Origin of the sequence: Arenibacter antarcticus (genome assembly GCF_041320605.1) — a bacterium.
Lineage (GTDB): Bacteria > Bacteroidota > Bacteroidia > Flavobacteriales > Flavobacteriaceae > Arenibacter > Arenibacter antarcticus.
Genome location: NZ_CP166679.1, coordinates 814,234 through 841,039, shown reverse-complemented (window position 1 = coordinate 841,039; position 26,806 = coordinate 814,234). Strand labels below are relative to the sequence as shown.

Annotated in this window: 20 protein-coding genes; 10 read left to right on the top strand and 10 right to left on the bottom strand. The window is 38.6% G+C overall.

Annotated features, from left to right (window positions below):
- Positions 1-204 precede the first annotated feature (204 nt).
- A complete protein-coding gene (mobC, locus tag KCTC52924_RS03540) occupies positions 205-594 on the top strand; it encodes a plasmid mobilization relaxosome protein MobC (protein WP_251808804.1) in 390 nt (129 codons plus the stop codon).
- Positions 591-2,876: a relaxase/mobilization nuclease domain-containing protein gene (locus tag KCTC52924_RS03535; protein ID WP_251808805.1), complete on the top strand. Its 2,286-nt coding sequence runs from the start codon at positions 591-593 to the stop codon at positions 2,874-2,876. The genes mobC and KCTC52924_RS03535 overlap by 4 nt, the downstream gene beginning before the upstream one ends.
- 230 nt (positions 2,877-3,106) lie before the next feature.
- On the opposite strand, the gene KCTC52924_RS03530 is transcribed toward KCTC52924_RS03535, so the two are convergent.
- The gene (locus tag KCTC52924_RS03530) at positions 3,107-3,964 is read right to left on the bottom strand and encodes a nucleotidyl transferase AbiEii/AbiGii toxin family protein (RefSeq protein ID WP_251808806.1); all 858 of its coding nucleotides are present in this window, start codon (positions 3,962-3,964) and stop codon (positions 3,107-3,109) included.
- Entirely contained in the window at positions 3,951-4,940 is a 990-nt protein-coding gene (locus tag KCTC52924_RS03525) for a type IV toxin-antitoxin system AbiEi family antitoxin (protein ID WP_251808807.1), read from the bottom strand. The genes KCTC52924_RS03530 and KCTC52924_RS03525 overlap by 14 nt, the downstream gene beginning before the upstream one ends.
- Before the next feature lie 572 nt (positions 4,941-5,512).
- Here KCTC52924_RS03525 and KCTC52924_RS03520 point away from each other — a divergent pair.
- Positions 5,513-7,222, top strand: coding sequence for an SWIM zinc finger domain-containing protein (locus tag KCTC52924_RS03520; protein WP_251808808.1), 1,710 nt, complete (start codon positions 5,513-5,515; stop codon positions 7,220-7,222).
- 71 nt (positions 7,223-7,293) lie between these two features.
- Here KCTC52924_RS03520 and KCTC52924_RS03515 read toward each other — a convergent pair whose 3' ends face one another.
- The 3 genes from KCTC52924_RS03515 to KCTC52924_RS03505 form a co-directional block, all read right to left on the bottom strand.
- Entirely contained in the window at positions 7,294-8,517 is a 1,224-nt protein-coding gene (locus KCTC52924_RS03515) for a site-specific integrase (protein ID WP_251808809.1), read from the bottom strand.
- A gap of 671 nt (positions 8,518-9,188) precedes the next feature.
- On the bottom strand, positions 9,189-9,308 hold the full coding sequence (locus KCTC52924_RS03510) for a hypothetical protein (RefSeq protein ID WP_251808810.1): 120 nt from the start codon (positions 9,306-9,308) through the stop codon (positions 9,189-9,191).
- 126 nt (positions 9,309-9,434) lie between these two features.
- Entirely contained in the window at positions 9,435-10,223 is a 789-nt protein-coding gene (locus KCTC52924_RS03505) for a DUF1206 domain-containing protein (protein ID WP_251808811.1), read from the bottom strand.
- A 369-nt stretch (positions 10,224-10,592) separates the two neighbouring features.
- Here KCTC52924_RS03505 and KCTC52924_RS03500 point away from each other — a divergent pair, with 369 nt between their 5' ends.
- Positions 10,593-10,808 carry a hypothetical protein gene (locus KCTC52924_RS03500; RefSeq protein ID WP_251808812.1) on the top strand — a complete coding sequence of 72 codons (216 nt, stop codon included), beginning with the start codon at positions 10,593-10,595 and terminating at the stop codon, positions 10,806-10,808.
- A 254-nt stretch (positions 10,809-11,062) separates the two neighbouring features.
- On the opposite strand, the gene KCTC52924_RS03495 is transcribed toward KCTC52924_RS03500, so the two are convergent.
- Complete coding sequence (locus KCTC52924_RS03495) at positions 11,063-12,016, bottom strand: Fic family protein (protein ID WP_251808961.1); 954 nt, start codon at positions 12,014-12,016, stop codon at positions 11,063-11,065.
- A 263-nt stretch (positions 12,017-12,279) separates the two neighbouring features.
- Positions 12,280-13,203, bottom strand: a complete 924-nt coding sequence (locus KCTC52924_RS03490; RefSeq protein ID WP_251808813.1) for a WD40 repeat domain-containing protein — start codon at positions 13,201-13,203, stop codon at positions 12,280-12,282.
- A gap of 220 nt (positions 13,204-13,423) precedes the next feature.
- On the opposite strand from KCTC52924_RS03490, the gene KCTC52924_RS03485 reads away from it, so the two are divergent.
- Positions 13,424-14,479 (top strand): IS110 family transposase, encoded by a 1,056-nt coding sequence (locus tag KCTC52924_RS03485; protein WP_251808814.1) that lies wholly within the window; start codon positions 13,424-13,426, stop codon positions 14,477-14,479.
- A 352-nt stretch (positions 14,480-14,831) separates the two neighbouring features.
- Here the strand turns inward: KCTC52924_RS03485 and KCTC52924_RS03480 are convergent, their stop codons facing one another.
- The 3 genes from KCTC52924_RS03480 to KCTC52924_RS03470 all read right to left on the bottom strand — a co-directional run bounded on the left by KCTC52924_RS03480 (position 14,832) and on the right by KCTC52924_RS03470 (position 17,151).
- A complete protein-coding gene (locus KCTC52924_RS03480) occupies positions 14,832-15,890 on the bottom strand; it encodes an NAD(P)/FAD-dependent oxidoreductase (protein WP_251808815.1) in 1,059 nt (352 codons plus the stop codon).
- A gap of 67 nt (positions 15,891-15,957) precedes the next feature.
- Complete coding sequence (locus KCTC52924_RS03475) at positions 15,958-16,437, bottom strand: integrase core domain-containing protein (RefSeq protein WP_370671541.1); 480 nt, start codon at positions 16,435-16,437, stop codon at positions 15,958-15,960.
- A 177-nt stretch (positions 16,438-16,614) separates the two neighbouring features.
- Positions 16,615-17,151 (bottom strand): helix-turn-helix domain-containing protein, encoded by a 537-nt coding sequence (locus KCTC52924_RS03470; RefSeq protein WP_370671504.1) that lies wholly within the window; start codon positions 17,149-17,151, stop codon positions 16,615-16,617.
- Between the two features lie 779 nt (positions 17,152-17,930).
- On the opposite strand from KCTC52924_RS03470, the gene KCTC52924_RS03465 reads away from it, so the two are divergent.
- The 5 genes from KCTC52924_RS03465 (at position 17,931) to KCTC52924_RS03445 (ending at position 26,739) form a co-directional block, all read left to right on the top strand.
- On the top strand, positions 17,931-18,815 hold the full coding sequence (locus tag KCTC52924_RS03465; protein ID WP_251808818.1) for a phosphodiester glycosidase family protein: 885 nt from the start codon (positions 17,931-17,933) through the stop codon (positions 18,813-18,815).
- 26 nt (positions 18,816-18,841) lie between these two features.
- Complete coding sequence (locus KCTC52924_RS03460) at positions 18,842-22,096, top strand: TonB-dependent receptor (protein WP_251808819.1); 3,255 nt, start codon at positions 18,842-18,844, stop codon at positions 22,094-22,096.
- A 29-nt stretch (positions 22,097-22,125) separates the two neighbouring features.
- Positions 22,126-23,862, top strand: a complete 1,737-nt coding sequence (locus KCTC52924_RS03455) for a RagB/SusD family nutrient uptake outer membrane protein (RefSeq protein ID WP_251808820.1) — start codon at positions 22,126-22,128, stop codon at positions 23,860-23,862.
- 22 nt (positions 23,863-23,884) lie between these two features.
- Positions 23,885-24,856, top strand: a complete 972-nt coding sequence (locus KCTC52924_RS03450; RefSeq protein WP_251808821.1) for a sugar phosphate isomerase/epimerase — start codon at positions 23,885-23,887, stop codon at positions 24,854-24,856.
- Positions 24,857-25,032: 176 nt separating this feature from the next.
- Entirely contained in the window at positions 25,033-26,739 is a 1,707-nt protein-coding gene (locus tag KCTC52924_RS03445; protein WP_251808822.1) for a BACON domain-containing protein, read from the top strand.
- The last annotated feature ends 67 nt before the right edge of the window (positions 26,740-26,806 follow it).

Genomic DNA, 26,806 nt, shown 5'->3' with positions numbered 1-26,806 from the left:
ATTTAAATGGTTCTATATGGTTTGATGTGGTTTAGAGTATTAAAATACTGTAAATAAGTCTTTTATAGTGTATTTTGGTTCTTTATATTTAGATAAGATTATCCGTTTTTAACGGATAGCAAGTTATGTTTTGCGCAACGCAAAACTCCTACTTCTAGCGAAGTGAAAAGGCTGCCTTCGGCAGTCAAAACAACAAAAAAAGGAATGGCAATTGGTAAAGTCGGCAGAAAACGGTTAGGGGACAGCAAGCGAAAGCATGCCATCACACTCCGGTTCAATACCCAAGAGCTGGAAAAAGTGAAAACGCTTTTAAGATCTTATCATGTCGATTTCCAGAAAAGGGGAACGGTGGGCCCTTTCTTAAGAGCGCTCATTTTGAACAAGGAGGTAGAAAAAGTGGAAGGCCTACCGGTTAGGACGCCTAAGATCGGGTATCAACTGAACAAAATAGGCGCTAACATCAACCAATTGGTAAAAGTGGCCCATTACAAGAACAGACGAAGCCCCAATGCATGTCTTGTAGACGAGATGCAAAAGGCCAATGAACTGGTCGCTACCTTGAATACGATTATTAACAACACGAACCTCCAATGATCGCACGACTCCTATATCGGAACAAAGTGCAAGGCGTACTGAAATACGTACTGGGGAAACCGGATTCTACCATCCTCGGCTTCCACAATACCTATTCCGATACGGATACCAACCTCAGGATCTTCGAACAGGTACTGGTCTTTCTGGGCTTCCGCCATGCCTCCGAAAAGCGTTACGTACATGCCACCCTGAACCTTCCCCGAGGCGAACACCTGGACGATGATATCTTCTTGGCCCTGTCCAAAGCCTATATGGAGTACATGGGCTATTGGGAGCAGCCCTACATCGTGGTACGGCACTACGATACCGAGCACGAGCACGTGCATATCGTCTCCAGTACCATCAGGGAGGACTGTAGCCAGATCAACCTTTCCTTTGACTATAGAAGGAGCATGGCTGCCCAGAAACACCTGGAGAAACAGTTTGGGCTTTCCCCCTCCCCGGAAAAAAGAACAGTCAGGGAGCTTCCAAAACTCGAAACTCCCCAGTTTAACCACCAGGATGGTAACGGGGTCCGATTCTATATGCAGGACATCCTGAACAATACCTTACAAAAACATAAGGTGCGGAGCTTTGACGAACTTGCCAAACTACTGGAAAAGTACCACATCCAATTGAAGGTAGTGGAGCGTTCCAGTAGGGTAGGGGTAGCTTATGGCATCGCTACCAAGGAAGGGTGCCGGTCCCGTTTTATTGGCGGCTATACCGTACACCCGCAATTCTCCGGTCCCAAACTCCAACAAGTTTTCGAGCGCAATCAACAATCGGCCCTATTGCCCATGGTAAAAAAACGCTTGGAAAAGCAGTTGCGCACCACCTATAAGCTTTTTAGGACCCTTCGCCCCGAGCACCTGCCGGACATCCTGGGCTCCCATCAAAAGCTCGATTGTAGACTAAGCTACAACGATCAGGGACAGGTGGTGGATTTCACCATCTATGATAAATCGGGCTATGTGCTGCGCAGCGACGAGATCGCCAATGGCCTTGGTATCTATGAGAACCCCGAGTTGTTCCAAACCGAACACACCCAAATGTATATGGACAGCAGGCAATTGGAATTGGAGTTCCAACGTTGCTTGAGGGAAGCTTACCAAAGGACCTATAGGGATTTAAAGCACAAGTCTCTGTTCTCGGAACATATCATGGGGACGTTCCTAGATGTTTTGGTTAGGGAAATGATGAAATCGGAGCGCTTTCTCTTCCTTAAGAAATACCTGCATACCGATAATCAGACCTTGTGGAAGGTGATCGACTCCTACTACCATCCCTTCAGCGAGGAGCTATGTACCTCCGCCTATAACAAGGAAAAACAGCAGTTGCAAAAGAAGGCCGACCTTATCCAACGGGCCAGGGATCGGCTGTTCACCAGTACGTTGGACCAAAGGGAGGTCCTTGGTACACTTGTACAAAGTCTGGGCGTACGATACGATAAGGGAGTGTTGATCTATGCGAATTCCAAGCTCCACCAAGTGCCGATCGATCTGGGCAGTCACTTACTCCAGACGAGTGTAAATCCGTATATGCCAATTGGATTTGCACGCGAAAATGAAAAGTTGTTGGAAGGGCTGCTGCATGACAAATCCGCCAAAGAGATAAAACCGGGTCCCACCGCCCTATTCTTGCCCATGGTATTCCCGAAGCTTTACAACGCTATGGCCCCAACCTTTAGGGAGCGGTTCGATACCTTGGCCCTACAAGCCTACCATCGCTACGCCGAACGGATGCAGGCACCTTTTGAGAAATCGCCCAGGGACTATATCGCTTTTTTCAATGCTAGGGGCTTTTATTTTGAGCAGCAGGGTGGAAAGTTAAGGGTAGGCTCTATGTACTCCAAACATTCGGTTACCGTATCACTTTCAGCAAAAATGCAGGACTATTTGCAATCGTCCTCTGAGTTTCCCAGCACTATGGCCACACAGCCGCTCATCCTCAATCATATGATAGCCCAAGGACAGGATAATTTAAATAGCCTCTGGATGGGCCATTTAATGGAACGTGGACTTTATAAACAGGTGGCGTATAGTTATGTGTCGGAAGGTGTATTGCCCAATTTGCCACCCGAACTAGTGGAGCACCATATGGCAAACGGATTCAAGGAAGCTTTGGTGGCCGTTGCTACGCAACGGAACCGTCAAGAACGGGCCAGCATGCTCCGGACAGGGTGGGACGCCCTGGATACGCTCATAGGCCCTGCCACTTCTAAAGAGGAAGAAGCCTCTAACGGGTTTAAAGACGAGCTTACGGATTACTCCAAAAAGAAGGGGAATTGGCTTACGATGTAGGTTTTATGAGAGAAGTGTTTTATTGAAGTTGGCATCTTCGGGTGTGTTTCTTGTGGATAGGGGAAAAATTGGTATTATGCACCAAGACAAGACTTGGTTGCGTCCTACGAATTTTCATCTTAAAGCCAAAAGGAGGTAGGCTTATTTCCTGGAACCGCTAAAGAATCTCCGCAGGATCCATGCGCAAGAATGCTATAGTTAGGATTTATGATTGAATGTAAAACTAGCTCTTAATCACCTTGAAAACCGAGACGCATTTCCAATAACGGTCTAAGACTTTCCTCAACAGTAGTATCGGCTAAATTTGCCATAATCTTTGCCATTTGACTTGTATAGATATCAATCGTATTTCTTTCTAGAAGATTGGAGAGCCTACTATGGAGCTTGTCGCTCCTGATCGCTATTTTTTTCATTTTACGACCCATCACACGGGCGGCAATGAGATTAAGTCCAAAATTATCGTTGCCAAATAGGTCTGAATGATGCTCATAAATCTGGTCGGTGTACATGTTGAAAAAGTGGGATAGGATGGTAAGGATATCCTTTAGGTCATCTCCTCTGATTTCAGGACGGTCTTCCCATGCAATGAGCTTTAGGATAATTATTCCAGGCAAAGAGCAGAACTTAAATCGATGTTCCCCTTCCAATTCTACGACGGGCAGTCCGCTATCATAGATTTCCTTGAAGCCGGGCATGTTCAAACTGGTAAGACCTGTATCTACAAAATTCACCTTCACATTTTCATCTACAATGCTTCCGAAAGGAAGTAGGTCAACTTGCATTCTTCCTTGCCACAACAGTACGAAATTATTCTCTTTTGAAGGTTGAAAGTGCTCAATTTCAATAAGATAGTGTTTTAGGTTTTCGTAGGTTCCTTTGTCCTCTATGAAGATCGCAAAATCGATATCCCTAGTTATTCTACTCGGTGGAATTTGGTGGATGGCCGTCATCCATAGATCACGGGCGACTGCACCTACTAGGTAAAAATCGACTTGAAATTTTTGAAAACCACGCTCCAAGGCCGCCAGCATTTCAGAGAAATCTGGCCGTTGGTGGAGTTGTTTAAAATTTATTCTATAGGTACTCATTATATATTTTTTGAGCGGTTTCCGTACATCGTCTATCTCCTTGCATCATTAGATCGGCGTAAGCGAGCAACGGATGAACGGCGTTTGTATCTTCGATATCTACTTTCCAGAATTTTTCATAGACCTTGACATTGCCGCCTTCATCAGGAACAAGCCTATAGTTCTTCATAAGTTCGTTTCTTGGTTCGGTGGTGTATAGTGTCAATTCCTCAGGACGTAAGTGATTAGTGTAAATATCCCCGGCGGGTTCACCTCCCCAGAATGTTTTCCCCTGTTTTAATTTAATGTCTCTCCAATTAAAAAAAGTATCATTATCAACGAATCGATAGGTTCCTATGGCCAAATTTGGTTTTAACTTTTTTTCATAGGCCATAATCCATTTTTCGAGCAACTTAATTTTGTTCTGCATTATATACGTATCCTTGGTAAGTGGAAGCAGAAACCCTTCATCCTTTAGGCCGTTAAAGATGTTTGTGATGTTACCGATTCCTGTATCCGTTCTTACAGCTATCTCACGATAGGTATTGTTGACCCAAGTATCGTCCAATAAGAATTGGTAAACAACCTTTAGGCCGGTTCTGGTAAATGCCCTGTTGGTAGTTTTACGTTTGATGGCGATGGGTTCGTTGGCATCCAACCAAAGAAAGGTTTCTCCTTCTTTTAGGTAAATATTACCGTTAGCCTCAAGATAGGCGATGTTCCTATTGCGAAGCTCTTGTTTTATTTTGGGGAATATCCTTTGTGCAACAATCATAAAAGGAGGATATTCCTTGGCAAAGGCCTCCAATTTTGGTAGATGGATATTTCTCAGCTCTTTTTTAATCTCTATTCTTAACTTAATAGTCCGATCGTTCAGAGTAAGGGTTATCGTACCATCTAGGACTTCATCTGGGGCGTAATCAAGCCATTTGGCTTCGATTTCACCTGTTTTCTGAAGATTGGCCAATGCGTATTGCACAATACCTTGATTATTCATCGTTCACTATATTTACGTGTTCACGAGAACGTGAACGCGTGTGAATAGTGAACAAAGGTACGTGTTTATTTTTAAATCTAAGAATATAATTGATTATAGAGCTTCTGTAGTACCTGTAGCGGAATTCGGTCTCCGGAGATATTGCCAAATGAATGACGGGCAACGGGCATGGTAAGTTTTTTGGTGATATCAGCTCTAAGGGCAATTTGCTTCAAGAATTAATTGAAGTTGGTACGGGCTAGAAGGATATTTTACGATGGATTATCACGAATAGGCATCCATTTATAGTTTTGCAATAATTAATAGCAGCAAAGTATATAATATGGAACCCACCGAACATTGTGCTTTCCGTACAGGGAAATTTAAAAAAAAATGCCTTCCCATAGAGAAAGACTAGAAAGCATGTCCGAAACAAAATTTCTTTTATTATAGGTGATGGGTGATGAAATCCGTATATAAGATCTTGAGAGGTGTGACCAAAACATGGATGTTTTTGATACTAAAAGCTTCTCCTTCTGGTCCAACAATAAAACGGGTTTACTATTTTTGTTAAGAAACATAGCGGATGTGAAATGGATGAATTTTTAAGCAAAATCCCCAGTATAATAGTTAGCCGTGGCCAAGAGTACTTCGATAATGGTCATATTTTAAAATTACATGATAAAAGTAAGGGGACCTGGTCTGCAAAGGTTTCAGGTAACTACGGAAATTATGATGTAGAAATTGAAGCTGATGGTGTAGGTAGCGTTCGTAGTTATAGTTGTGATTGCCCTTATGACGGTGTCGTTTGTAAACATGTTGCCGCAGTAGCCATCGCAATAATAGAAACACTAACCATCACCAATATAGAGCAGCAACAACCACATCGACAAAATAATTGGGAACACTTAATAGAAACTGCCAACGCGGATGAATTAAGGAGCTTTTTGCGTGACTATGGAAGTCAAAATGAAGCGTTCAGACGGCACCTCACTTCAACCTTTTCAAAGCAGGAAACTATAGGCGGCCTCGATACTATTGGGTATTATCAAAACCAGATCAATGGGATTTTTGAGGATTATGAATATGGGGGGTATATTGATTATCGACATAGTCACAAGGCCATGCGGGATGTCAATCATTTTCTTATCCTAGCCGAGGATTATTATGGGAAAGAAAATTTTAACGAAGCCTTTTCCATTGTAGCTGCCATCGCCATGGAAGGTGTCAATGCCATTCAATCCATGGACGATTCCTCCGGTGCATGCGGTAGTGCCATAGCGGAATCTTTTGAAATGATTGGAAACATCCTGAACACAACCGATTCAAAAACGTTACAGGATCATATTTTTGAATGGTTACATAAACAAGTACAGAATTCCGATTATGATGATTACGGTGTGGGAGATCATTTGGAAGCGCTATTTTTTGAAACTGCTATAGTTTTGAATCAACTGGATAAGGCCCATTTGTTTCTTGAGCATAAGATTAACGAACTGAATAATTCGGAAGGTTGGAGTAAAAAGTATTACTTACAAGAATATTTATTGCAGAAAATCAACCTCTTGCAATCCGAAGGAAAAACCAAGGAAGCTGATGCTATAATTGACGAGTACTTAGATTTTAGTAAGTTCCGCCAAATCCGTGTAGACAGTGCCTTAGCTGATAACGATTATAATCAGGCCAAAGGGTTAATTCTTAAAGGTGTTGAAATTGCAGGTCAAGAAAATGAGTCGGGTACGATTCATGATTGGAAAGTGCAATTGCTTGAAGTGTATAAACAGCAGGGAGATGATATCCAATATCGTAACCTTGCCAGAGAACTGTTTGTAGAGAACACCTCAAAGATAGCGTATTACAGGTACTTTAAGCAGACCATTCCCGTTGGTGACTGGGAATTTGAACGAAATCGCTTGATTGCAGAGTTGAGAAATCGCCAACATCTCCATTATCAGGGGATACCACTAAACGATATGGCCCAAATTTTAATAGAGGAACAAATGATCATCGAGCTGCTCCAACTTGTTGGGGCTTCAAACAATATTTATATGATCATGGAATACACCCATCTACTGGAGCCTGAATATTCGGTAGAACTATTGGGTTATTATAAAACAGCCATCGAAACTGAAGCAAATAATACCGGTAGAAATGAATATAAAGCCCTGGTGCGGTGTTTAAAAAAGATGGCAGGTGTGAAGGGTGGGCTTTTAGCTGCCAAAGAATTAAAGGAATCTTTACTTCAACAATACAAGAACAGGCCCGCTATGAGAGAAGAATTTCAAAAGCTTCATTGGGATTAGGGATATGTGTCTTCTAATTATTGAGCAAGCTTTACCGATTTAAGAAAACTCAATTGTATAAAACACTTATATCAAGCCCCTATTACCAAATCCAGCGCTTCGTCCAGGTCTTTGTTGATGAAATTCTGCTGATATTCTATGGTAGTCTTAATGTCGGAATGATTATAGAGTTTCTGTAACACCTGTAGCGGAATTCGGTCACCAGAGATATTGCCAAAGGAATGGCGGGCAACGTGCATGGTTAGTTTTTTGGTAATATCAGCTCTATGGGCAATTTGTCCGAGGTTTGTATTGAGTCTTTTATTTCCTATTTTGGTGAGCCTCAGGATATCTTTTGGGTCGTTGGTGGCATTTTTTAATTCGGGAAAAATATAATCCTTTTCCGAAGTTTTATTCGGGCGGTACTCTTCCAATATTTTTTGAAGCTTGTTGTGAATTTTAAGCGATAAGTTTTTATGATTTTTGCTCATCGTATAATATATTCGCTCCCCCTGCACGTTTGCCCACGTCATTTTAAGTGCATCTGCAACTCGCATTCCAGCGAGATAAAAACTAAAAAGAAACACATTTCGTGCGTGGTGTTGCCTGGGATTGTCGGAAAGATCCAGGTTCTCCATAATTGTGATTTCCTCGGCGGTTAGGCCAATCTTTATAGATTTTGGAATTCTTATCTTGATCTTGCCTTCGGAATTACCAAAAGGATAAAGGTCCTTGGATATCAAGTTTTGTTGAGTCGCTCTGTTGTACAAGGTCCGGATAAAAATCAGGTTGTTAACGATGGTTCTTTCTCCAATGCTGTTTTTACTGCTTCGTAAATAGGATATGAAACCTCGTAGGAATTGCGGTGTTATAGCTTCGAACGTTAAGGTCTTGGCCTTTGGATATCTCTTAATTCTATTGAGTAAGGGGCGTTCAGCATTGATTCTGGAATACTTTTTATTTCGTTCCAATTCTTGAAAGTGGAATTCTGCAAATTCGTAAAAGGAGTGATTCTTATTTCTGTTCTGAATCTTACTCCTAATCTCTTCTATTTGAGTGATGGGACTGTTGTCACTTTCAATATCTAAAAGCGATTTATTGATTTCTGCAAGTTTAGCTAGAATAAAGTTGTTTAGTCGTTTATAGTTTGGATGGGTTTTCTTGACTCTGTTGTTTTGTTTGTCCCAATTTTGTTTATCAATGTATTGTCCTAGGTACATAAAGGTGCATTTCCTATTTTTGGTAATACGAATGCAAATAGGGTAAAGTCCAGCTTTATTTTTCTTATTCCGAAGCGTTACCTGAATGGTTGCCATTGTCCAACTTTTTATAAAGTTACGAAACTTAGGTACAACATAGGTACAACAAATGACGGTTTTAAATGGCTTTATATGGTTTTAAATAATTTCTGTTATTTTGTAAAACACTGAAAAGCAGTTAATTGAGTGTTTTTAAAGCCATAATATTGAAAACTTAGGATCTAGTGCCGTGAGGTGTGAGAGTTCGAGTCTCTCCGCCTGTACAAAGGGAAAGCCGACTTTTAGGAGTCGGCTTTTTTCGTTTTGGAAAAATAATGTCAAAACAAATGCAAGTTTTGCACTATTTAAAAAAGTAGAACATTTTTGAGCTAGTTTACAAGCGGGATTCTCCGTATGCTCCTAAATAAATAGAGGGGTCAGCATGCTCCAGTATATCCAATGCCTTGACCCACAATGTTTGGGCCGCCTGTTTCTTCCATTTACACTCTAAAATCTCTCTTCTAAAAATCAAAGTCAAGCCGAATAAGACCAATTAAAAATAGATTTTTCCAATAAAATTGTTTTTAATGATCTTTTTTTTAATGTTAAACCGAGAAGGACAAAATTCATAATAGTCTATGGAATAAGGACGTTTCTAACGGTAATTCCCATTAAAAAGTCAACCAGAGTTAATCAAAGAAATTAGTTGCCAATTTATATCCATAATTTTTCATCCTTTTGGTTGTTTGTTATTGCAACTTGTGTATACCTCTGTAGTTCGTTTTTCTGCTATGGTCTTGGAGCTTTTGGATATACCAAAGACTGGTGCCTGCTTCCAGTAAATGGGTAGCAAAACTGTGGAGCAGCATGTGGGGCGAAAATACATTTTTTACACCTGTCTTTTAAGATGCTTAGGCTTTAGTTTCCGTGTTCATTGCCAATGAAAGGATTCGCAGTGTGTCTATTATCGGATAAGGCCAGGCTGAGTTGGTAACTTAAAATTTCATATCGCGCACACTGGCCTTTATAATCATAAATACACCAAAGGTTGCCAAACCAAATGCCATAATGGCTAATACCAAGACGCCAAATTCATTTTGAATAAATATAAGCGCATCTTTTATACCACCCGCTTTTGATGCATCGAACGACATGGCAGACCGCACGGTAAGGTATGCAATCATTCCGAAAACCAAGCCCAAAGCGGTATAGCCCACACGACCCGAATTTAACATGAGTTTTTGTGTTTTATCAGCCATGCCCGTCTCTTTTATCTGTGCTTTAAATCTTCCGGAGTAAGCAAGAAACATGAGATAGATGGCTTGTCCCAGATAGATGAGTGCCACAGCAGCTATTATCCACCTGCCGGATCCGGTATTTAGGAGTTTTTGAATCATTGACTCGTTGCCGCCATCGCTACTGCCGCCACCCAGAAGTAACTTGACAGCACCATAAAGTATAAACAGGTAAAATAAGCCATTCGAAAGATAGCCAAAACGAGTTGCCAATCCTTTTAGATCATTCCCTTCATTTTCGGGATCGATAAAGGATTGATACAAGCGCCAAAAAACATAACTCGCCAAGCCGATGGCCAATACCCAGAGCAGCACCTGACCGAAAGGCTGCTTGATTAAAAACGTCATAGCCCCATTACTATCTGTTTTTTTGCCGCCGCTTCCAAAAGCGCTCCAGGCCGTTAAGCCACCAATTAAAATAAAAACCACACCCTTGGATGCAATGCCGAAACGGGCTATTTTCTTTTTTATGTTATACGACATGCCCATAATGTGCTATTTTGACAAGATGAAGTTTATAAATGGAAACAGGAATCATTTTTTCATTCTGCAGCTTGACGGTAAAATTAATACATTTTTAAGCCCTGAACGATAATTATAGCTGTTTAGGCAAGGGGAGGGGAAGGACTACTTGTTTTATTGAAACAAGGATACAGGGCTAGGTATTCAAGATCAAAGCAATACTTTGCAATTGCATTCGCTCCACAGGAAAGGTTCAATGCGGGCTTTAAAAGCAAACTAATAACATAAACGGTTGATAAATAGATAGAAATAAAAAAGTAGAAGAGATGAGAATACACGGATTGACATTCATCGTTTGGAGATTTGCAATCTCGATTGCATTTGGATAGCAAGCCGATGAATGCATATTCAGAGGTGCCCGGCGGCAGAATTTCTTTTGGTGTAAATTTTATTGATTTTACCGAACTCAACTCAGATTTGAAGGCGCAAGGCTTAGCCGAATTTCAAGACAAACAGTCTAGTGAGGATATTGGACTGAATGGCGGCACTATTCTTAAACGTTTTTATGTGGGAGGTAAGGCAAATATCCAAAAAATAATTTTGGAATTTTAAAAAAATCTCTTTCATTTTTATTCCTCTTTTGGTTTTTTAAATCTCCCAAATTTTTCGGAGGTTAAATCTGAAAATCTGGTATTGTTTGGGTTAAGACGAAATATTTTTAGGGCTTAGGCATAACGTTTATGTATATGGAAAGTTGCGTGTTTGAGTGCGAGGATTTTCCGAAGGAAAATCAGATGCAAGCAAACAAAGCAACTCACATTGGGTAAGCTAAAAATAGCAATTTTTTATTTACTGTGTTTGCCCAGTTATTTAAGGCGATAAATTGTTTTGTTCTTTTCTCCAATTTTCTCAAATAAATCTAATTCAACGCCTTTCTTTAAATCTCGACTTGCCGTAGCTGAAGATATGTTTTTAAAAATTGTCATATAGTCTTTTCTGTTAAATGCAATTTTATTCAATGAAACGAAATATTCTAATCTGTCTTTCTCATTTAATGTTCTGTTATTGAAATTCAAAAGTTCACTAATAGAAGTGTTAATAACGTTAAGCATATATTCTATGAACTTTGTTGACTGTCCGGTTTTATCACTTTCAGATAGTGCTTTATAATATTTCTCCTGATCATTACTAATTAGCGTTTCAAAAGGTAAAAACTCAAAAAGAGGATATTTCTCCATTAATATTAAGGTTTGCCACAACCTTCCCATTCTACCATTCCCATCTATAAATGGATGGATAAACACCATTTCGTAATGAAAAACACAACTTTTTATTAGTTCTATTTCATCTCCTTTTTTTAGGTATTCAATTAGATCTTTCATTAAAAACGGAACATTATCAAAAGGTGGCGCCATATGTTCTACTTTTGGACCTTTTACAATTCCAACCCCTTGTTTCCTATACCTTCCAGGGTTTTCAATTAACCCTTCCATTAACCTTAAATGAGCTTTTAGAAATGATTGTTCGTTGTTTGGATCGTATTTTCCTAAGTTCTCATAAATCTCAATGGCGTTAAGCACTTCAACAACATCCTTTTTGGGACCGATTACTCTTTTGTTCTCCAAAAGTGCTGTGATTTGTTCTTCGGTTAAATGATTTCCCTCGATTTTCAAAGAGGAATGAATTGTTTTAATACGATTTTGTTTTCTTAATTTTGGGGAAGGTCTATTTAAAAAGTTGGCATTAACCTCTCCAATTTTTTCCGAAATGGAAGTGATTAACCTTAATATTTCTGGTGTTATTTTATATGGAGGCTTCATTCCTGATACTATCATTTGATGCTATCAAAGATACGATCAAATAACTTAATTGTTGAATTATAACGAATTTTTTTAATTGGGCCCAACGTTTGTGTATGGTTAGTTGCGGAAAATTAGTTGTGATTTTCCGACGTACTACGAAGTTAATTAATTGCTACCTGCTTTAAGTTTAACATATATTCGGTCGGTGTTCTCCTTGAAAATGCATTATAACTTAGAGATTACCTTGCATTTGATCTAACCTTCTGCAACTGTCATTTGGTTCATGAGATCATATTTAAATTTATCTCCCATATTATAATAGTTCTATCGTCCCCTGCAGAAATCAAATAATTATTGTAGGTGCTCCAAATTAATTTATTTACAGAAAATAGGTGTCCATCATATTTTTCTTTGTTAATCACTTTTAATAGTTGAAATGTTTTCGAATCCCAAATTTTTAATGTTTTGTCACGACTAGCCGTAGCAAATAAGTTAGAATTTGGGCTGTATGCAATATCGTAAATCGCCCAATCATGAGCAGGAATTGATTTTATTTTCTCATAATGTCCAACTTGCCAGATGTTCAAATGACCATCTCTACCCCCCGTTAAAAGGAATTTTCCATCAGGACTGAAACGCACAACATTTGACGAAAGCCGATGTCCAACAAAGACCTTTTTTTTTAGTAATGTTTTTAGGTCAAAAATACGAATGTTGCAATCTCCTGAAGCAACAGCTATTTCAGAAGTCTTATAATTAAAATCAATATCTCGTACTTTTTCATTACAAAGTTTTTCAATCTTGATTAAGGCAAAGGTGTCAAGTGAGTAAATTGCAAAGTTACCGTCTCCACCAGCTGTATAAATGCAATTGGTTTTAATAGAATACCTAATATTAAAAATCTGAGAAGTATGATTTTTTAGAATTTTTATTTTTTCTTTCTTTTCTAAATCTAATATATGAACATTGCCATCTGAAGTTCCTGCCAGTAATATTTGTTTTTCGGGTATGTGACAAATAGAATATAAAACGGTAGGATAACTAGCTACAAATTTTTCGTCTTGAAATGTTTTTAAATTCCATTGAGCGATTATCTTATCGCCACTACCAGAGAAAATAAGATGTTCTTCTATTCCTTTATCTAAAGCATATACTGAGTCGCTATGACCTGTGAGTGTCGCTATTTTCTTTACCTCAATTCTCATTTATGTAGAAGATTTTTTATATCGGTGTCCTTGCTCTTATTGCAGGTAACGGTCTCGTATAACTGTCAGTTACGGATTAATATGCGTTAATTTTAGATTTAGCACTAGCTTTAGTAATTCCGAGTGGATTCGTACGTAGTCAAATCCGCTGTAATTGCGGTTAGCATCTATGTAAAAGCAGTAAGTCGAGTATCTTTAAGATGAACTAAAAATTAAAGATATGAACACTCAAATTACTGCTACACCTAAGTTATTCATTGGTATCGACATACACAAGCGTAGTTGGAAAGTACATTGTGCGACTGATCTTTCATCCGGCAAGACTTTTAGCATGCAGCCTCATGCGGAATTGCTTTTGGAATATGTAACCAAACATTATCCAGCTTATGAAGTGTCTACCGCCTATGAGGCAGGCTGCTGCGGGTACCACGCACATCGTTGCTTTGTAAGTTACGGTTGGCGCTCATTGGTAGTCAATCCAGCCGATATTTTCAGAAAGGGCAAGGAGCGTCACACTAAGACAGACCGAATAGACGCGCAGCTTATAGCGCGTGAATTAAAAGATGACAGACTGAGTAGTATATGTGTTCCAGATAAATGTAGAGAGCAATTACGTAGTTTGTTTCGTCGTAGGAATGATTTGGTAAAGGATATGCGTCAGATCAAGAGCTATATCAAAATGCAGTTGTTGTATTATGGTATTAGCATACCACAGGATCTTGATAACGACCATTGGAGCCATAAGTTTAGGGTTTGGGTTGATAGTCTGGATTTTGAGTATGATACTGGCAATGAAGTTTTGCGAAGCCGTATGCGCAGCTTTCGGTTTATTGATCAGGAGTTTCGTGATGTTTCTACATTATTGCGTCGATATACTAAAATACATTTCAAGAAAGATTATATGCTTTTACGAAGTATTCCTGGGATAGGTCCAATAGTTGCCAGTGGTATTTTGAGTGAATTGGGAGACTTACGCCGTTTTAAGAATATTAAACATTTGGCCGGATATGTAGGTCTGGCGCCGGGCATTTACCAAAGTGGTGATACCGTCCGCCATACCGGTGTGAGTATGCGTGCTCACCGCTTAATACGAAGTTATTTCATAGAAGCTTCTTGGCAGGCTATTCGAACAGATCCCGTGATGCAGGGCTATTACCGCAAGCATCATGGAAAAAATGTGAAGAGTGTCATTGTAAAGGTAGCTAGGAAACTATTAAGTAGAACATTAGCTGTAATAAAGACGGAGACCCCTTATGTGATAGGGGTATTGGAATAAAATTAAGAGGATGAACGGTAATACAATAACTAAGCTCACCAAGAATAGTAGATTTGCTTGGATCACAAAACAATGTAGGTGGACATTACCCATGTATCACATCGGTTAGCAAGTGACCAGGCTTATTATAACTTATAATCATACAGATGCTGGTGACCACTTCTGCTAAGACGTGGATCACATATAGGATGCCGAGCAAGTTATATGGTATTGAATTTTAAATGATGCACAGCCTCATTCATAATTCAATACGTTTAAAACTAATATTATGAGATAGTTAAAGGATAAAATATTAACTTTAGAGAACTGGACTAGTGCTTTTCATAGGATACATTGTTACCTGCTGGATTTTTTATTTTAATATTTTTTTTAAAGTATTTTTCGCTGAAAGTATTGCTCCTTCCATATAGCCAGAGAATTCATCAATGGATTCTGTCCCTGAAAAAAATAAATTACCACCCATATAGGTTTTCTGAAATAACGGATGTCCATTATTTTGATGTGGTATATTGATTATTCGATTACCATTTAGAATAAATTCGTCTGTCCATATTTTTTCATAGTAAGTTAAAGGAGTTGAAGCATCTTTTCCCAAAAGTTCTTCTAATTGCCTTAATACAAGTTCCTTTCTGAGTTCTTTAGTATAGGTTGATGAACTACCATTCAAGAAGCCTGTGAAACCAAATTTATCTTCTTCAAAATTGGTATGGTCGTACATTTCAGAAACAATTCCTACATGACTGTACAACATTCCGGAATATCCATTTTTTCTCCAAAACGGTTCGGAATATTCTAAAACAAATTTAAGGGCTCCCGCCATCCAAGTTTGGACCGTTGGTAAAACAGCTGAAATATTGTTAGGCAATTCAGGGATAAATTTAATTTGCGAACCCACCAACTGAGCAGGTAAGCATAAGATTACTTTATCTGCTATAAATTTTTCTCCTTTATTGGATTGAACTATTAATTCATTTTCAGTTTCTTCAATGGAAACAACTTTTGTTTTTAGTTTAATTTGTTCAGCATCTATTTTTTCATTCAAAGTGTTTATTAAACTCTCTGTTCCGCCTGCAATTCTATAAGATGGCGTTTCGGCTTCGGGTATATAAAATTCCTGAGCTGGTTCAAATGATTTGGTTTGAAATAAAGATTTTCCTTTAGAATATTGAGGGAATTTTTTTAATTCTAATTCATCCAATAATGAAATTAAGTTGGGATGCATAACAGAGAACCAAGTAGCACCTAATTCTAGAGGTGTTTCATTTTCTCCTTTTATGGTTTGTATTCTACCACCTGGCCTATTCGAGGCTTCCAAAACTGTTGCAAACACATTCTTTTTTGATAATAAATATGCTAAGGTAAGACCGCTAAGTCCCGCACCAATGATTATTATTCTTTCGTTTTGTTTCATTAATTGATATTTGTTCAATCAAGCTGTTCGTTAGGATACATAGTTTACAAAGTTAAAGTCACATGCTTTACACTAGATTCTGACTTAGTCTAATTGATACTTGTTTGTCTCTTATGTTCTTTTCGTTAAAGTAACCTAAAAATACGTCACTATAAAATACTCTCCAAATTCCGTTACCTTGATCTTCGGCTCCTACGTATTTTCCTTTAAGTGCTGCGGTTAGATACACCCAGTAATACGACTTCCATCGCATCGATCCATTTTGGCATACTTTCATCACTTTCATGGTCGATGAATAGTGATATTTCGGAATTTTTTCAGGGTACGGTCTATTGGAAAAATCATGGCAATCAGCAGGGGTTTTCATCTCCAAAGATTCATGTGGCCTAATATGGTTATATTCTTTCACAAATCGATTCAGGCTGCGTTGTTGAGCCTTTAGGTCGAAGGATGAGGGTTTGGCACAAGCTGCCTTCAGATCACGGTGCATACGTTCGTGCCGTCCGTTCTGGTCCGGTTGTGCCGGGCCGGAATAGACGGGGTCGATTCCCAGTTCGATGAACCAATATGATAGCCTGGTATATCTTTGGATGGCGGCTACAGATCCGAACGGACTTCCGTTGTCTGTATGTATCTGTTTCGGGATACCGTACTTTCTAAAAACCTTTTTAAAAACCTTTGTAAACTCTTGCTTGGCGGACTGAAGGTTCTCTTTGTAATGTCCCTATGCCGTAAACAAAAACCTGCTCTTGGAGTCGGCAATGGTAAGTGGGTGACAGTATATTTTGTTGCCTATTAAAAACTTGCCCTTGTAGTCCGCACTCCAAACATCATTGCACTTCTTTGGATCGAAGATAGGGAACACCGGCTTTACCCTTCTGCTTCGCTTTTGAGGTTTAACTAGGCCATTTTTAAAAAGGATGTTGTGAACTGTAGCCACACTTGGGATAAGTTCTTCTGGGTACTGTTTAAACAACAAAATGCGAATTTTCTTCGCCCCCCAAAGCATGTGTTTGCCCTTTAATTTTAAAATTGACTTCTCAACTTTATGATCGGTTCTGTTGGGGTGGTTGATAGGAGCTCTTTTTTGCTCGATCAGTCCCGATAGGCCCATTTTTTCATATCGGGAAATCAATTTGTAGGCGGTAGGCCGGGATATATTAAAAGACCTACAAAGTTCTGTGATGGTATACTTTTGAGTTAACCATTCATGAATAAATTCTACTTTTTGTTCCATTTTAGTTGTTGCTTTCCAGACCATGATAAATCACTTTTTCAAGTAATTTATGAATCTTAAAAGTGTAAACTATGTCCGTTTAACTTTGTAAAGGATGTCCCTTTACCGTACCAGTTCTTGACGTAATTAAAAATTTACATTAATGTGCCAAATATTGGTACATCAAGCAAATTTTACGGTATAGTAATAAAGCAAATCCATAAATGGGCTAGCTGAATGGGGGAGGGAGTTGTAAGCTGAGTTACAGTGACCTTGTTGTTTACAATTTCTTAAATTAAACGTCATACTTGAATGTTTAGATTGTAGCCTATCTATCGTAATATAGCATGAAAATAATTTCTCCATATTCAAGCACAGGGATATGGTTAAATTAAAATTAATCATAAAGATAAAAAGGGTTATAGTTCAAAATACAGCTTGTAGTACTATGCGATTAAAGTAAACTTCATTTTGTTTCATATTGTTTCTGGTTGATTTTTCCATATAATAATAGCGCCTCGTTTTTCTATAGATATTAGTAATTAAAGTGTTGCTTAAGCTAGATCTATGATAATTATGAAGTTTTTGACGAAATCGGCTACGCTAGAGTGGTAAAATGGAGTTTCGTTAAGTTTTGTATAAGGTTTTTTATATTTTTTTATATTTTTATTTGTTTCGTGTTAAAATTATGCTAAGTTTGACAACGTTAAAAACGTGTTAATTTCATGGATTGGATATTATTATCCACGCTTATTTAACGTTAAAATGAATTATTTTTTATGCTTTTGCTCTAAAATGAATAGAAGCGAAATAAAATATTAAGAATGAGAAAGTATTTAATTGTTTCCTTGCTACTAGCAGCTTGTTTTATGGGTTGTTCTCAAGATGGTCAATCAGCTATAACAGAACCGCCAGAAGTCCAAATTCCTAAAACTGATATAGAAATCATTTCTTCTGCTGAGTGGATCATTAAGGAGGTTTCAGATGAGGTTGTTTGGAAGTATTTTCATTTTGACAAATTATTTTCTTCAAAACAAAGTGTTACGGTAATAGAAATCAGTGCGGTTCCCAATGTTGTTTCTGCAGATATACAGTATGTTGAATCTGGTTTTTTGAAAACTAGTGATGCTGCTGTTAATACTGGTGCAATAGCAGCGATTAACGGGTCATTTTTTAATACTACAAACGGTGGCTCTACAGTTTTTTTGAAAAAGGATGGAAATGTGATAAATGAAACACGATCAGGTTTTGATTCGCACAGGGAAAACGGTGGATTTGGGATAAATTCTTTAGGTGAAGTTTCGATTAATGAGAAGCCTGTGAGCGGATGGGAAGATGTTAACGTCGAGACCCTATTGGTTTCGGGACCGCTTTTGATGAAAAATGGAGAAGATATAGTGCGGGGTATCAATAAATTTAATGATAACAGGCATCCTAGAACAGCGATCGGAATTACTGCGGATAAGCGTGTCTTGGCAGTGGTTGTTGACGGTAGGGCATCACAAGCTCATGGAGTTTCTATAGCTGAATTGGCCACAATAATGAAGGCTTTGGGATGTGAGGATGCTTTAAATTTAGATGGAGGAGGATCCTCTACTGCCTGGGTGAAGAATTACGGAGTCGTTAACTACCCGACCGATAATAAAAAATTTGATCATGAAGGGGAGCGTGGAGTCGCAACTGTTCTTACATTCTTACAGAATAAATAACCAATCTTTAAACTAATAAATAATTAATGATGAAGAAAACTTTACAAAGTGTATTTCTGATATTATTTTGCTTCGCTGCCTTCCAAGGTTTTGCTCAAGAGCGGGTAGTCACTGGTAATGTAGTAGATGAAGAAAACTTGCCCTTACCTGGGGTGACTGTTCAAATAAAAAACACCAATACAGGGTCAATAACGGATTTTGATGGGAACTTTACTATTTCGGTGCTGGATAAAAGTGATAATATATTGATATTTTCTTCTCTAGGATTCGCTCGTCAAGAAGTTTCTCTGGGGTCTCTGAGTAAGCTAAACGTTGTTATGCAGGATGATATCAATAGTTTGGATGAAGTTGTGGTAGTAGGGTATGGAACTCAGAAAAAAGAGAACTTAACCGGAGCCATAAGTCAAATAAATGCGGATGATATTGCAATGAGAGCTGCGCCAGATATCATTAGCACTTTGCAAGGTTTAATGCCCGGATTAAATATTCAGGTAAATACCGGTGATCCTTCGGATACTCCGGATATTAATATACGTGGGTTTAATTCTATTAATGGGGGCGGCCCACTAGTGATGATTGATGGTATTGAAGGTGAAATAGGCCGAGTAAATCCTCAAGATATTCAGAATGTCACGGTCCTTAAAGATGCGGCTTCGGCTGCTATATATGGCGCCAGGGGAGCTTTTGGGGTAATACTGATAACTACTAAGACAGGGAAGTCTGGAGATATGAGAATTGATTATACAAGTAATTATGGATTTACCAGTCCTACTACTAGAACAGATTTTATATCTGACCCTTATGTATATGGGAAGACGGTAGATGCGGCAATTTTTGGTTACAACGGATCTAATTTTACGGGATATAATGATATGGATTGGGAAACCATTAAAATGGTCGCTAATGGAGAAATAGAACCGTTTCATCAAAAACAAGCTAATGGCTCACACAAGTTTTTTTATGATACAAACTGGTACGACTACCTGTTTAAAAATATTCAGCCTTCCTCAATTCATAATATATCTATTTCTGGAGGAGGAGATAAAATAAAAGGATATCTGTCTGGAAGAATTTATAAACGAGAAACCATTAATAACATTCAGGATTCTGATTTCGACAGATATAACTTAAAATCAACTATCACTTTTGATGTGACCAAGTGGTTGCAGTTGTCGAATAACATTCTGTTTAGCCGCGAATCTAGTCAGGAGTTTGGTGGATTCCGAAATGGTTATGGTGGGCTTTGGAGTACGACAACTTGGTACGATTTAGCAGCATTTTACCCTCATGAAGTTGATGGAATTCCAACAGATATAGGAAGAAGTGGAAGTGGCGGGCAAGGTGGTGGTCCTGCTATGGAAGAGGGTAATAACTGGCGTAAATACAACACCGAACAATTTACAAATACGTTTAGAGCAAAACTTACGCCAACCAAAAATTTAGAATTAAATTTTGATTATAGTAATAGGATTACTAACACGGCAAATACATATCGCTATAATCAGTTTGAATATTTATCCACAGATAAACTTACGCTGACGACTGCAGGAATTAATCAGCTTGGGGAGTATAGATGGCGTAATTATTATAAGGCGATGAATGTTTTCGCAACCTATAAATTAGATATTGACAAAACTCACCACTTTAAGTTGTTAGGTGGGTACAATCAAGAAGACTTTGACCAAGATAGGGTGTTTGCACAACAAGGAGGATTATTGATTAGGGATAAGGCTAATTTGGCTTTTGGAACAGAAATGTTAAAAGCAGATGGTTCCGCTCTTTTGTGGGCAGTACAAGGTTATTTTGGGAGATTTAATTATGATTATAAGAATAAATATTTGTTAGAAGTAAATGCTAGATATGATGGATCTTCTCGATTCCCTGAGGATAGTAGATGGGGCTTTTTTCCGTCCATTTCAGCTGGTTGGCAGGTTAACAAGGAGGGTTTCTGGAAGCCAATTGAGGACGCAGTTAGTGCCTTAAAACTAAGAGCCTCTTATGGGGAGCTCGGCAACCAAAATGTTCCAGTAAATACCTTTCAATCATTGATGCCTATGGGTCAGTCTAGTTGGATGGATCATGGCGAACCTTTAAACTATGTTTCTGCCCCCGGCCCCTTACCTAAGGTGGTCACCTGGGAATCTACAAAAACTCTTGATTTTGGAGTCGATTTAGGGTTTATGAGGAATAAATTTAACGCATCATTTGATTGGTATAGAAAGGAAACTGAAGGTATGTATTTACCAGGTACCCCTTTACCTTCCACTTTTGGAGCATCCGAACCTAGGGAAAATCTCGCATCTTTACGGAATACAGGTTTTGAGCTAAGTCTAGGCTACAAAGACTCCTTTATTGTTGGAGGTTCCCCACTTACCATAAACGCATCTGCTAGTGTTTCCAATTTTAAGGGAATCATCACAAAGTATGATAATCCTGAAGGTCTTATGAGCTCCTATTGGGAAGGTCAGGAACTTGGTCAAATATGGGGTTACCGTACCGACGGCCAATTTCAGTCCGATGAGGAGGCCAAAGCCTATCAGGATTCTTTCGATAATCCTTCTCAAAATCTGGGACAGGTGTATAGATATATTTTGAACATAGTTCAGAATAATGAATGGAGTAAATTAAGAGCAGGTGATATTAAGTACGTAGATACCAACGGAGACGGTAAAATAGACCGCGGAAACTATACCTTGGAAGATCACGGAGATTTAGTGCCTATTGGTAATGCAATGCCCAAATATAATTTTGGTTTTAATATCAATACCTCTTGGAAAGGTATTGATTTCTCCATGGCTGGTGCTGGAATTGGAAAACAAAATTGGTATCCAACAGGAGATATTTATTGGGGGACTTATCAGCGGCCCTATCTAACATTATTGAGAAAGGATTTGGTAAATAGTGCATGGACACCTGAGAAAGGAGGCAAGTTTCCTCAAATATCCAGAGGGTATGCTTCATTAGGGTCCAATCGCTCTCTTTATGAGATGAATGATCTTTATATGGAAAATGTTGGTTATGTAAGAGTTAAAAACCTCACTGTAGGCTATACGTTTCCTCAAGAAATAATGTCAAAAATAAGTGTGCGGAAACTCCGGATCTATTTTAGTGGAGAGAACCTATTCACATGGCGACTAGGGGACTTAACTAAATATGTAGATCCTGAGCAAGCAGGTTCGGCTATCAATTATTCTAGTCCAGGTAGTGCCGTTGGTAGGGCGGATTTAAGAGATTATCCTTTGGGGAAAACCATTTCCCTTGGAGTTAATTTGGGCTTATAATTATTGTAATAATTCTTAATGATTTAGAAATGAAAAGATTATTTTTTTATAGATTTAGTTGTGTTTTCCTGACCTTAGTGTTCTTTAGTTGTGAAACCGATTATTTAGATAGGCCGCCAGAAGATCAACTTGATGCCGAATTTTTCTTCAATACTCCAAAGGACTTGGAGGTTGCAACGAACGATTTCTATACCATGCTTTCTGGTCATAATGTATATACGGAAGATGAAGATTCCGACAATATAGTGCCGTTGATTGCGGCTGACAGGGTCCGAGGGAGCCGTATAATCCCAACTAACAGAGGTAGTGGAGGCTGGTCTTGGGGGCGCTTACGCGATATAAACTACTTTCTTGAAAATTACGATAAAGTAGACGATGAGGCAGCAAAGCGTCACTATTCTGGTGTAGCCCGTTTCTTTAGGGCGTATTTTTATTTTCAAAAGGTAAAGTCTTTTGGTGATGTACCATGGCATAATAAAGTGTTGAATGCAGGAGATGAGGATTTGTACAAATCTAGAGATCCGCGAGAATTAGTAATGGATTCCGTACTAGCAGATATAAATTATGCAGTAAACAATATTCCCGATAAAAAGGAGCTTAATAAAATAACAAAATCCACAGCACTTTTATTAAAAGCGAGGATTGCACTTTATGAAGGTACTTTGAGGAAGTATCACGGTATTGGGGGGTATGAGAAATTTCTTAACGAATCGATATCTGCATCTGAGGAGCTAATGAACGCTGGGAAGTACACCTTATATGCCTCTGGTGGACCCGGTGCTGCTTATAGAAACCTTTTCTCAAGAAATAATCAGGATGAGGTAGAAACCATCTTGGCCCAAGATTTTGATCGTGAAAAAGCAACACATAATTTAGGGTATTTGATGACCGCACCAACGCAAGGTGCATGGGGCCTTCCCAAAGATCTGGTCAATAGTTATTTAAACAAAAATGGAACCCGCTTTACCGATCTTCCCAATTATGATACCATGGGATATTATGAAGAAATGCAGAATAGAGACCCTCGTTTAACACAATCGACTGCAGGTCCCAATTTTGTTGTAAATGGTGAAAGCGCTGCCGAACCTGTCACTCTTGCGGGTACAACCACAGGCTATAGGGTCATTAAGGGGCTGCCTTCTAAAGACCAATGGAGCGGAGCTTACTTCGACTTAATAATTTTTCGTTATGCTGAAGCATTATTGATCTATGCCGAGGCCAAAGCAGAACTAGGAACAATTACCCAAGCAGACTTGGATAAGAGCATTAACGTACTCCGGGATAGGGTTGCAATGCCCCATTTAAAATTGGCTGCCGCCAATAGCAATCCCGATCAATATCTTGAAAATCTATATCCTAATGTTGCCCAAGGCCAAAATAAGGGAGTTATATTGGAAATTAGGAGAGAACGCAGAATTGAATTATTTAATGAGGGCTTAAGATGGGATGATTTAATGCGATGGAAAGAAGGACAAAAAATAGAGCAACCTATGCTTGGAATATATTTTTCAGGGTTAGGGTCTTATGATTTTAATAATGACGGTATAGCCGATGTCTACCTGCACAATGGTGATGCTTCTGGAGCACCTAGTTCAGTTACTTCTCTTATTAATATTCAGCAAAGACCACTGACAAATGGGACTTCAGGTAATTTAAACCCCTTTAGTTACGGTGGCTCTTTTGATGAAAATAAGGATTATTATTATCCTCTGCCGCTTGAAGATCTAGCTTTGAATCCCAATTTGACACAGAATCCTAACTGGTAATTTAAAACTAAAACATTTTGGTATGAAACGAACCGCATTATTAACTGTACTGATATTTGTTACATTCATCACCTGTAATTCTGGCACAGAAGAATCAGTAAATATACCAGACCCAGTAGCGCCGGAAATTCAAGATCCACCATTAAAGGTGGGTTACAGTATCCCAATTGGGGGTAGTAAATTTGAACTTAAAAGTTTAAAATACGCTAAATCAGTGGGTGTAGATTATGTGGAGGTATCCGGAATATCTGCTTTTATTGATGGAAATAGGAACTTTAAACTTTCCGAAGCGGAAATTTCAGAAAAACTAAAATGGGCAAAAAAGAATGCGGATGAGGCTGGAATCGAAATTTGGTCGATTCATATGCCCTTCGGTGAGCATATAGATCTATCATTGGTCAATGAAACGGATCGCCAAGATGTGGTTGCCAAGCATAGTAAATTGGTGGAGCTGTTGGGAATTCTAAAACCAAAAATAATTCTATTTCATCCAAGTTATTATTTAGGGTTAAATGAAAGGGACCTCCGAAAGGTGCAGTTCATAAAATCGGCTAATGCATTGAATGAAAAAGTGAAGGAAATCAATGCAACTATGGTAGTCGAAAACATGCTGGGACCAGAGCTTTTAAGAGATAGTAATCGGGAGAGACCATTGCTTCGTACTGTACAGGAAACAGTGGAAGTCATGAGTAGACTTCCAGAATCTATCGGCTCTGCAATTGATATGAATCATATCAAGAACCCCGAAGAATTGATTATGGCAATGGGAAGTCGACTAAAATCGCTCCATATAGCAGATGGTACCGGATTACAGGAAAATCACTTTTCTCCTTGCTCAGGTAAAGGAAAAAATAATTGGACGCTTATTTTAGAAGCCTTGGAAAAGGTGGAATTCAAAGGTCCTTTTATGTTTGAGTCTGCCTATGACGATGAAAAAGAATTATTAGGCTGCTATCGACTGCTTTACAATAATTATTTAAGGAGTACAAAATAGAGGGGGCGAATACTTATCTCTCATGTTTCAACCAGTATTAGTTGTAAAATTATACTTGAATATTAGGATAGCATGCCAACTAGATTTGATTTGTTAGAGAAAATTATTTTTGTTCTTTTTATTATTGGTTCAGGTTCAAGAATAACAAACAATATAACCAACTTAAAAACAGTGTAATGATTAATAGAAAATTTCATTTTAATGCGATTGCCAAATTTTTTATAGGAGTATTTATAATGATGAATTTGGTTGGCTGCGACAAAAATAATGATGACACATTTTCTCCAAAATTAACCGTAGCAAGGGAATCATTTGATGTTTCTAATAGCAATAGTCAGTATGCTATAGATGTATTGTCAAATAAACCTTGGGAAGCTCAATCCAATGTAGATTGGATAAACTTGGAGATAACCAGTGGCGGTAATGGGAGGTTTAATTTATCTTTTTCCGTTGTCGAAAATGACGATGATCAAAGAACGGGTATTATAACAATTACCATTGGTGGAGATACTAGCCGTGAAATAGTGGTAAATCAAGAAGCTGGGAATACGGATGACATCTTTGTGGTTCCTAATGGAAGTGGGGATGGTCTCTCCTGGAGTAAGGCTACTAACTTAGCAAATGCCTTAAACATTGCCGTTAGTGGAAATACCATTCATATAGCAGAAGGGACTTATGTGCCGAGTGAAACGATTACAGGTGGTGACCCTAGCGATGAGCGGGACCGAACTTTTGAAATAACTAGGAATATTACTTTGGTGGGTGGTTACCCCATCAATGCGACTAAGGATACCGAATCCGATCCGTCAAATTACACAACCATTCTTTCTGGAAATGATAGCTCATATCATGTAGTTGTAGTATCTGCATCTAAGGACGAAGGGCAAAAAGTGGGCTTGCACGGACTGACTATTAGCGAAGGAAATGCTGGTAGCGCATCGACTTCAACAGAAATAAATGGCGTGAAATTTAGAAGGGATTATGGTGGCGGTGTTGTCATTGGAAATGCGATTGTGAATATAAGCGACACACGAATTATTGAAAATAAATCGGAAAAATTTGTTGCAGGAATCTATGCCTTTGAAGGCTCCGTAGTGACAATGGATAATAGTGAGGTGAGTAATAATATCTCCGTCAGTAATGTGGGCGGTATTTGGGTCAGTGAATCCAAAATGTATATCTCTAATTCCAAGATTTTAGCAAACGAAGGGGGTACCGGTGCAGGGATACACGGATATCCAGATGCTGAGATCTACATGAACAATTCCATAGTAGCAGATAATAAAGGGAAATCTTATGGTGCCGGATTTTACGTAAGACAAAATTCTATCGCTATACTGGCCAACTGTATGATAACCGGTAATAGTAGCACTTCTAAGAACGGTGGAGGAGGTATAATGATGTATAATAATACTAAGGTTACGATTATTAGTTCTACTATAACCGATAATTCAGTTCCAATAGGTCCTGGGGCTGGTATCTATAGAAGAAGCGGCGAAAATGTGCTTAACATTTACAATTCAATTATTTCCGGAAACCATCAATTGGTAGATGGTAAGGACGTAGATACTTATGAAGCAGATGCCTTGCCTCCAAAACTGGAATCTTCAACCTTAGGAGCTATGGTATTCGATCAAAATGGTGTGGATAGTAACGGTATTACATTTAATTATAATACGATGTTGCAAAACCTTGGAGATTTTGTAATTGTACCCGTTGGTGAAAATAACCCTGCTTTAATCTATGGGGCTGACTTGGAGGAACTTGTTAGAATTGGAGACAGGCAAGATCCTAAAGTAGAAGAGAGCATTATTACCTCGGATTTATCACATAACAGCCGGACAGGCTTAAAGATTATGGGGGCATTTGTAAACATAAACTAGCGCTCTAATTAATTGACCTTACTATAAGGTTAAAAGTAGATGGATTTGAAATCCTATTTCAAGACGT

Excerpts from the sequence above, each read along its gene's own strand:
- mobC (WP_251808804.1), top strand. The coding sequence starts at position 205 with ATGGCAATTGGTAAAGTCGGCAGAAAACGGTTAGGGGACAGCAAGCGA.
- KCTC52924_RS03535 (WP_251808805.1), top strand. The coding sequence starts at position 591 with ATGATCGCACGACTCCTATATCGGAACAAAGTGCAAGGCGTACTGAAA.
- KCTC52924_RS03530 (WP_251808806.1), bottom strand. The coding sequence starts at position 3,964 with ATGAGTACCTATAGAATAAATTTTAAACAACTCCACCAACGGCCAGAT.
- KCTC52924_RS03525 (WP_251808807.1), bottom strand. The coding sequence starts at position 4,940 with ATGAATAATCAAGGTATTGTGCAATACGCATTGGCCAATCTTCAGAAA.
- KCTC52924_RS03520 (WP_251808808.1), top strand. The coding sequence starts at position 5,513 with ATGGATGAATTTTTAAGCAAAATCCCCAGTATAATAGTTAGCCGTGGC.
- KCTC52924_RS03515 (WP_251808809.1), bottom strand. The coding sequence starts at position 8,517 with ATGGCAACCATTCAGGTAACGCTTCGGAATAAGAAAAATAAAGCTGGA.
- KCTC52924_RS03510 (WP_251808810.1), bottom strand. The coding sequence starts at position 9,308 with ATGCTGCTCCACAGTTTTGCTACCCATTTACTGGAAGCAGGCACCAGT.
- KCTC52924_RS03505 (WP_251808811.1), bottom strand. The coding sequence starts at position 10,223 with ATGGGCATGTCGTATAACATAAAAAAGAAAATAGCCCGTTTCGGCATT.
- KCTC52924_RS03500 (WP_251808812.1), top strand. The coding sequence starts at position 10,593 with ATGAATGCATATTCAGAGGTGCCCGGCGGCAGAATTTCTTTTGGTGTA.
- KCTC52924_RS03495 (WP_251808961.1), bottom strand. The coding sequence starts at position 12,016 with ATGAAGCCTCCATATAAAATAACACCAGAAATATTAAGGTTAATCACT.
- KCTC52924_RS03490 (WP_251808813.1), bottom strand. The coding sequence starts at position 13,203 with ATGAGAATTGAGGTAAAGAAAATAGCGACACTCACAGGTCATAGCGAC.
- KCTC52924_RS03485 (WP_251808814.1), top strand. The coding sequence starts at position 13,424 with ATGAACACTCAAATTACTGCTACACCTAAGTTATTCATTGGTATCGAC.
- KCTC52924_RS03480 (WP_251808815.1), bottom strand. The coding sequence starts at position 15,890 with ATGAAACAAAACGAAAGAATAATAATCATTGGTGCGGGACTTAGCGGT.
- KCTC52924_RS03470 (WP_370671504.1), bottom strand. The coding sequence starts at position 17,151 with ATGGTCTGGAAAGCAACAACTAAAATGGAACAAAAAGTAGAATTTATT.
- KCTC52924_RS03465 (WP_251808818.1), top strand. The coding sequence starts at position 17,931 with ATGAGAAAGTATTTAATTGTTTCCTTGCTACTAGCAGCTTGTTTTATG.
- KCTC52924_RS03460 (WP_251808819.1), top strand. The coding sequence starts at position 18,842 with ATGATGAAGAAAACTTTACAAAGTGTATTTCTGATATTATTTTGCTTC.
- KCTC52924_RS03455 (WP_251808820.1), top strand. The coding sequence starts at position 22,126 with ATGAAAAGATTATTTTTTTATAGATTTAGTTGTGTTTTCCTGACCTTA.
- KCTC52924_RS03450 (WP_251808821.1), top strand. The coding sequence starts at position 23,885 with ATGAAACGAACCGCATTATTAACTGTACTGATATTTGTTACATTCATC.
- KCTC52924_RS03445 (WP_251808822.1), top strand. The coding sequence starts at position 25,033 with ATGATTAATAGAAAATTTCATTTTAATGCGATTGCCAAATTTTTTATA.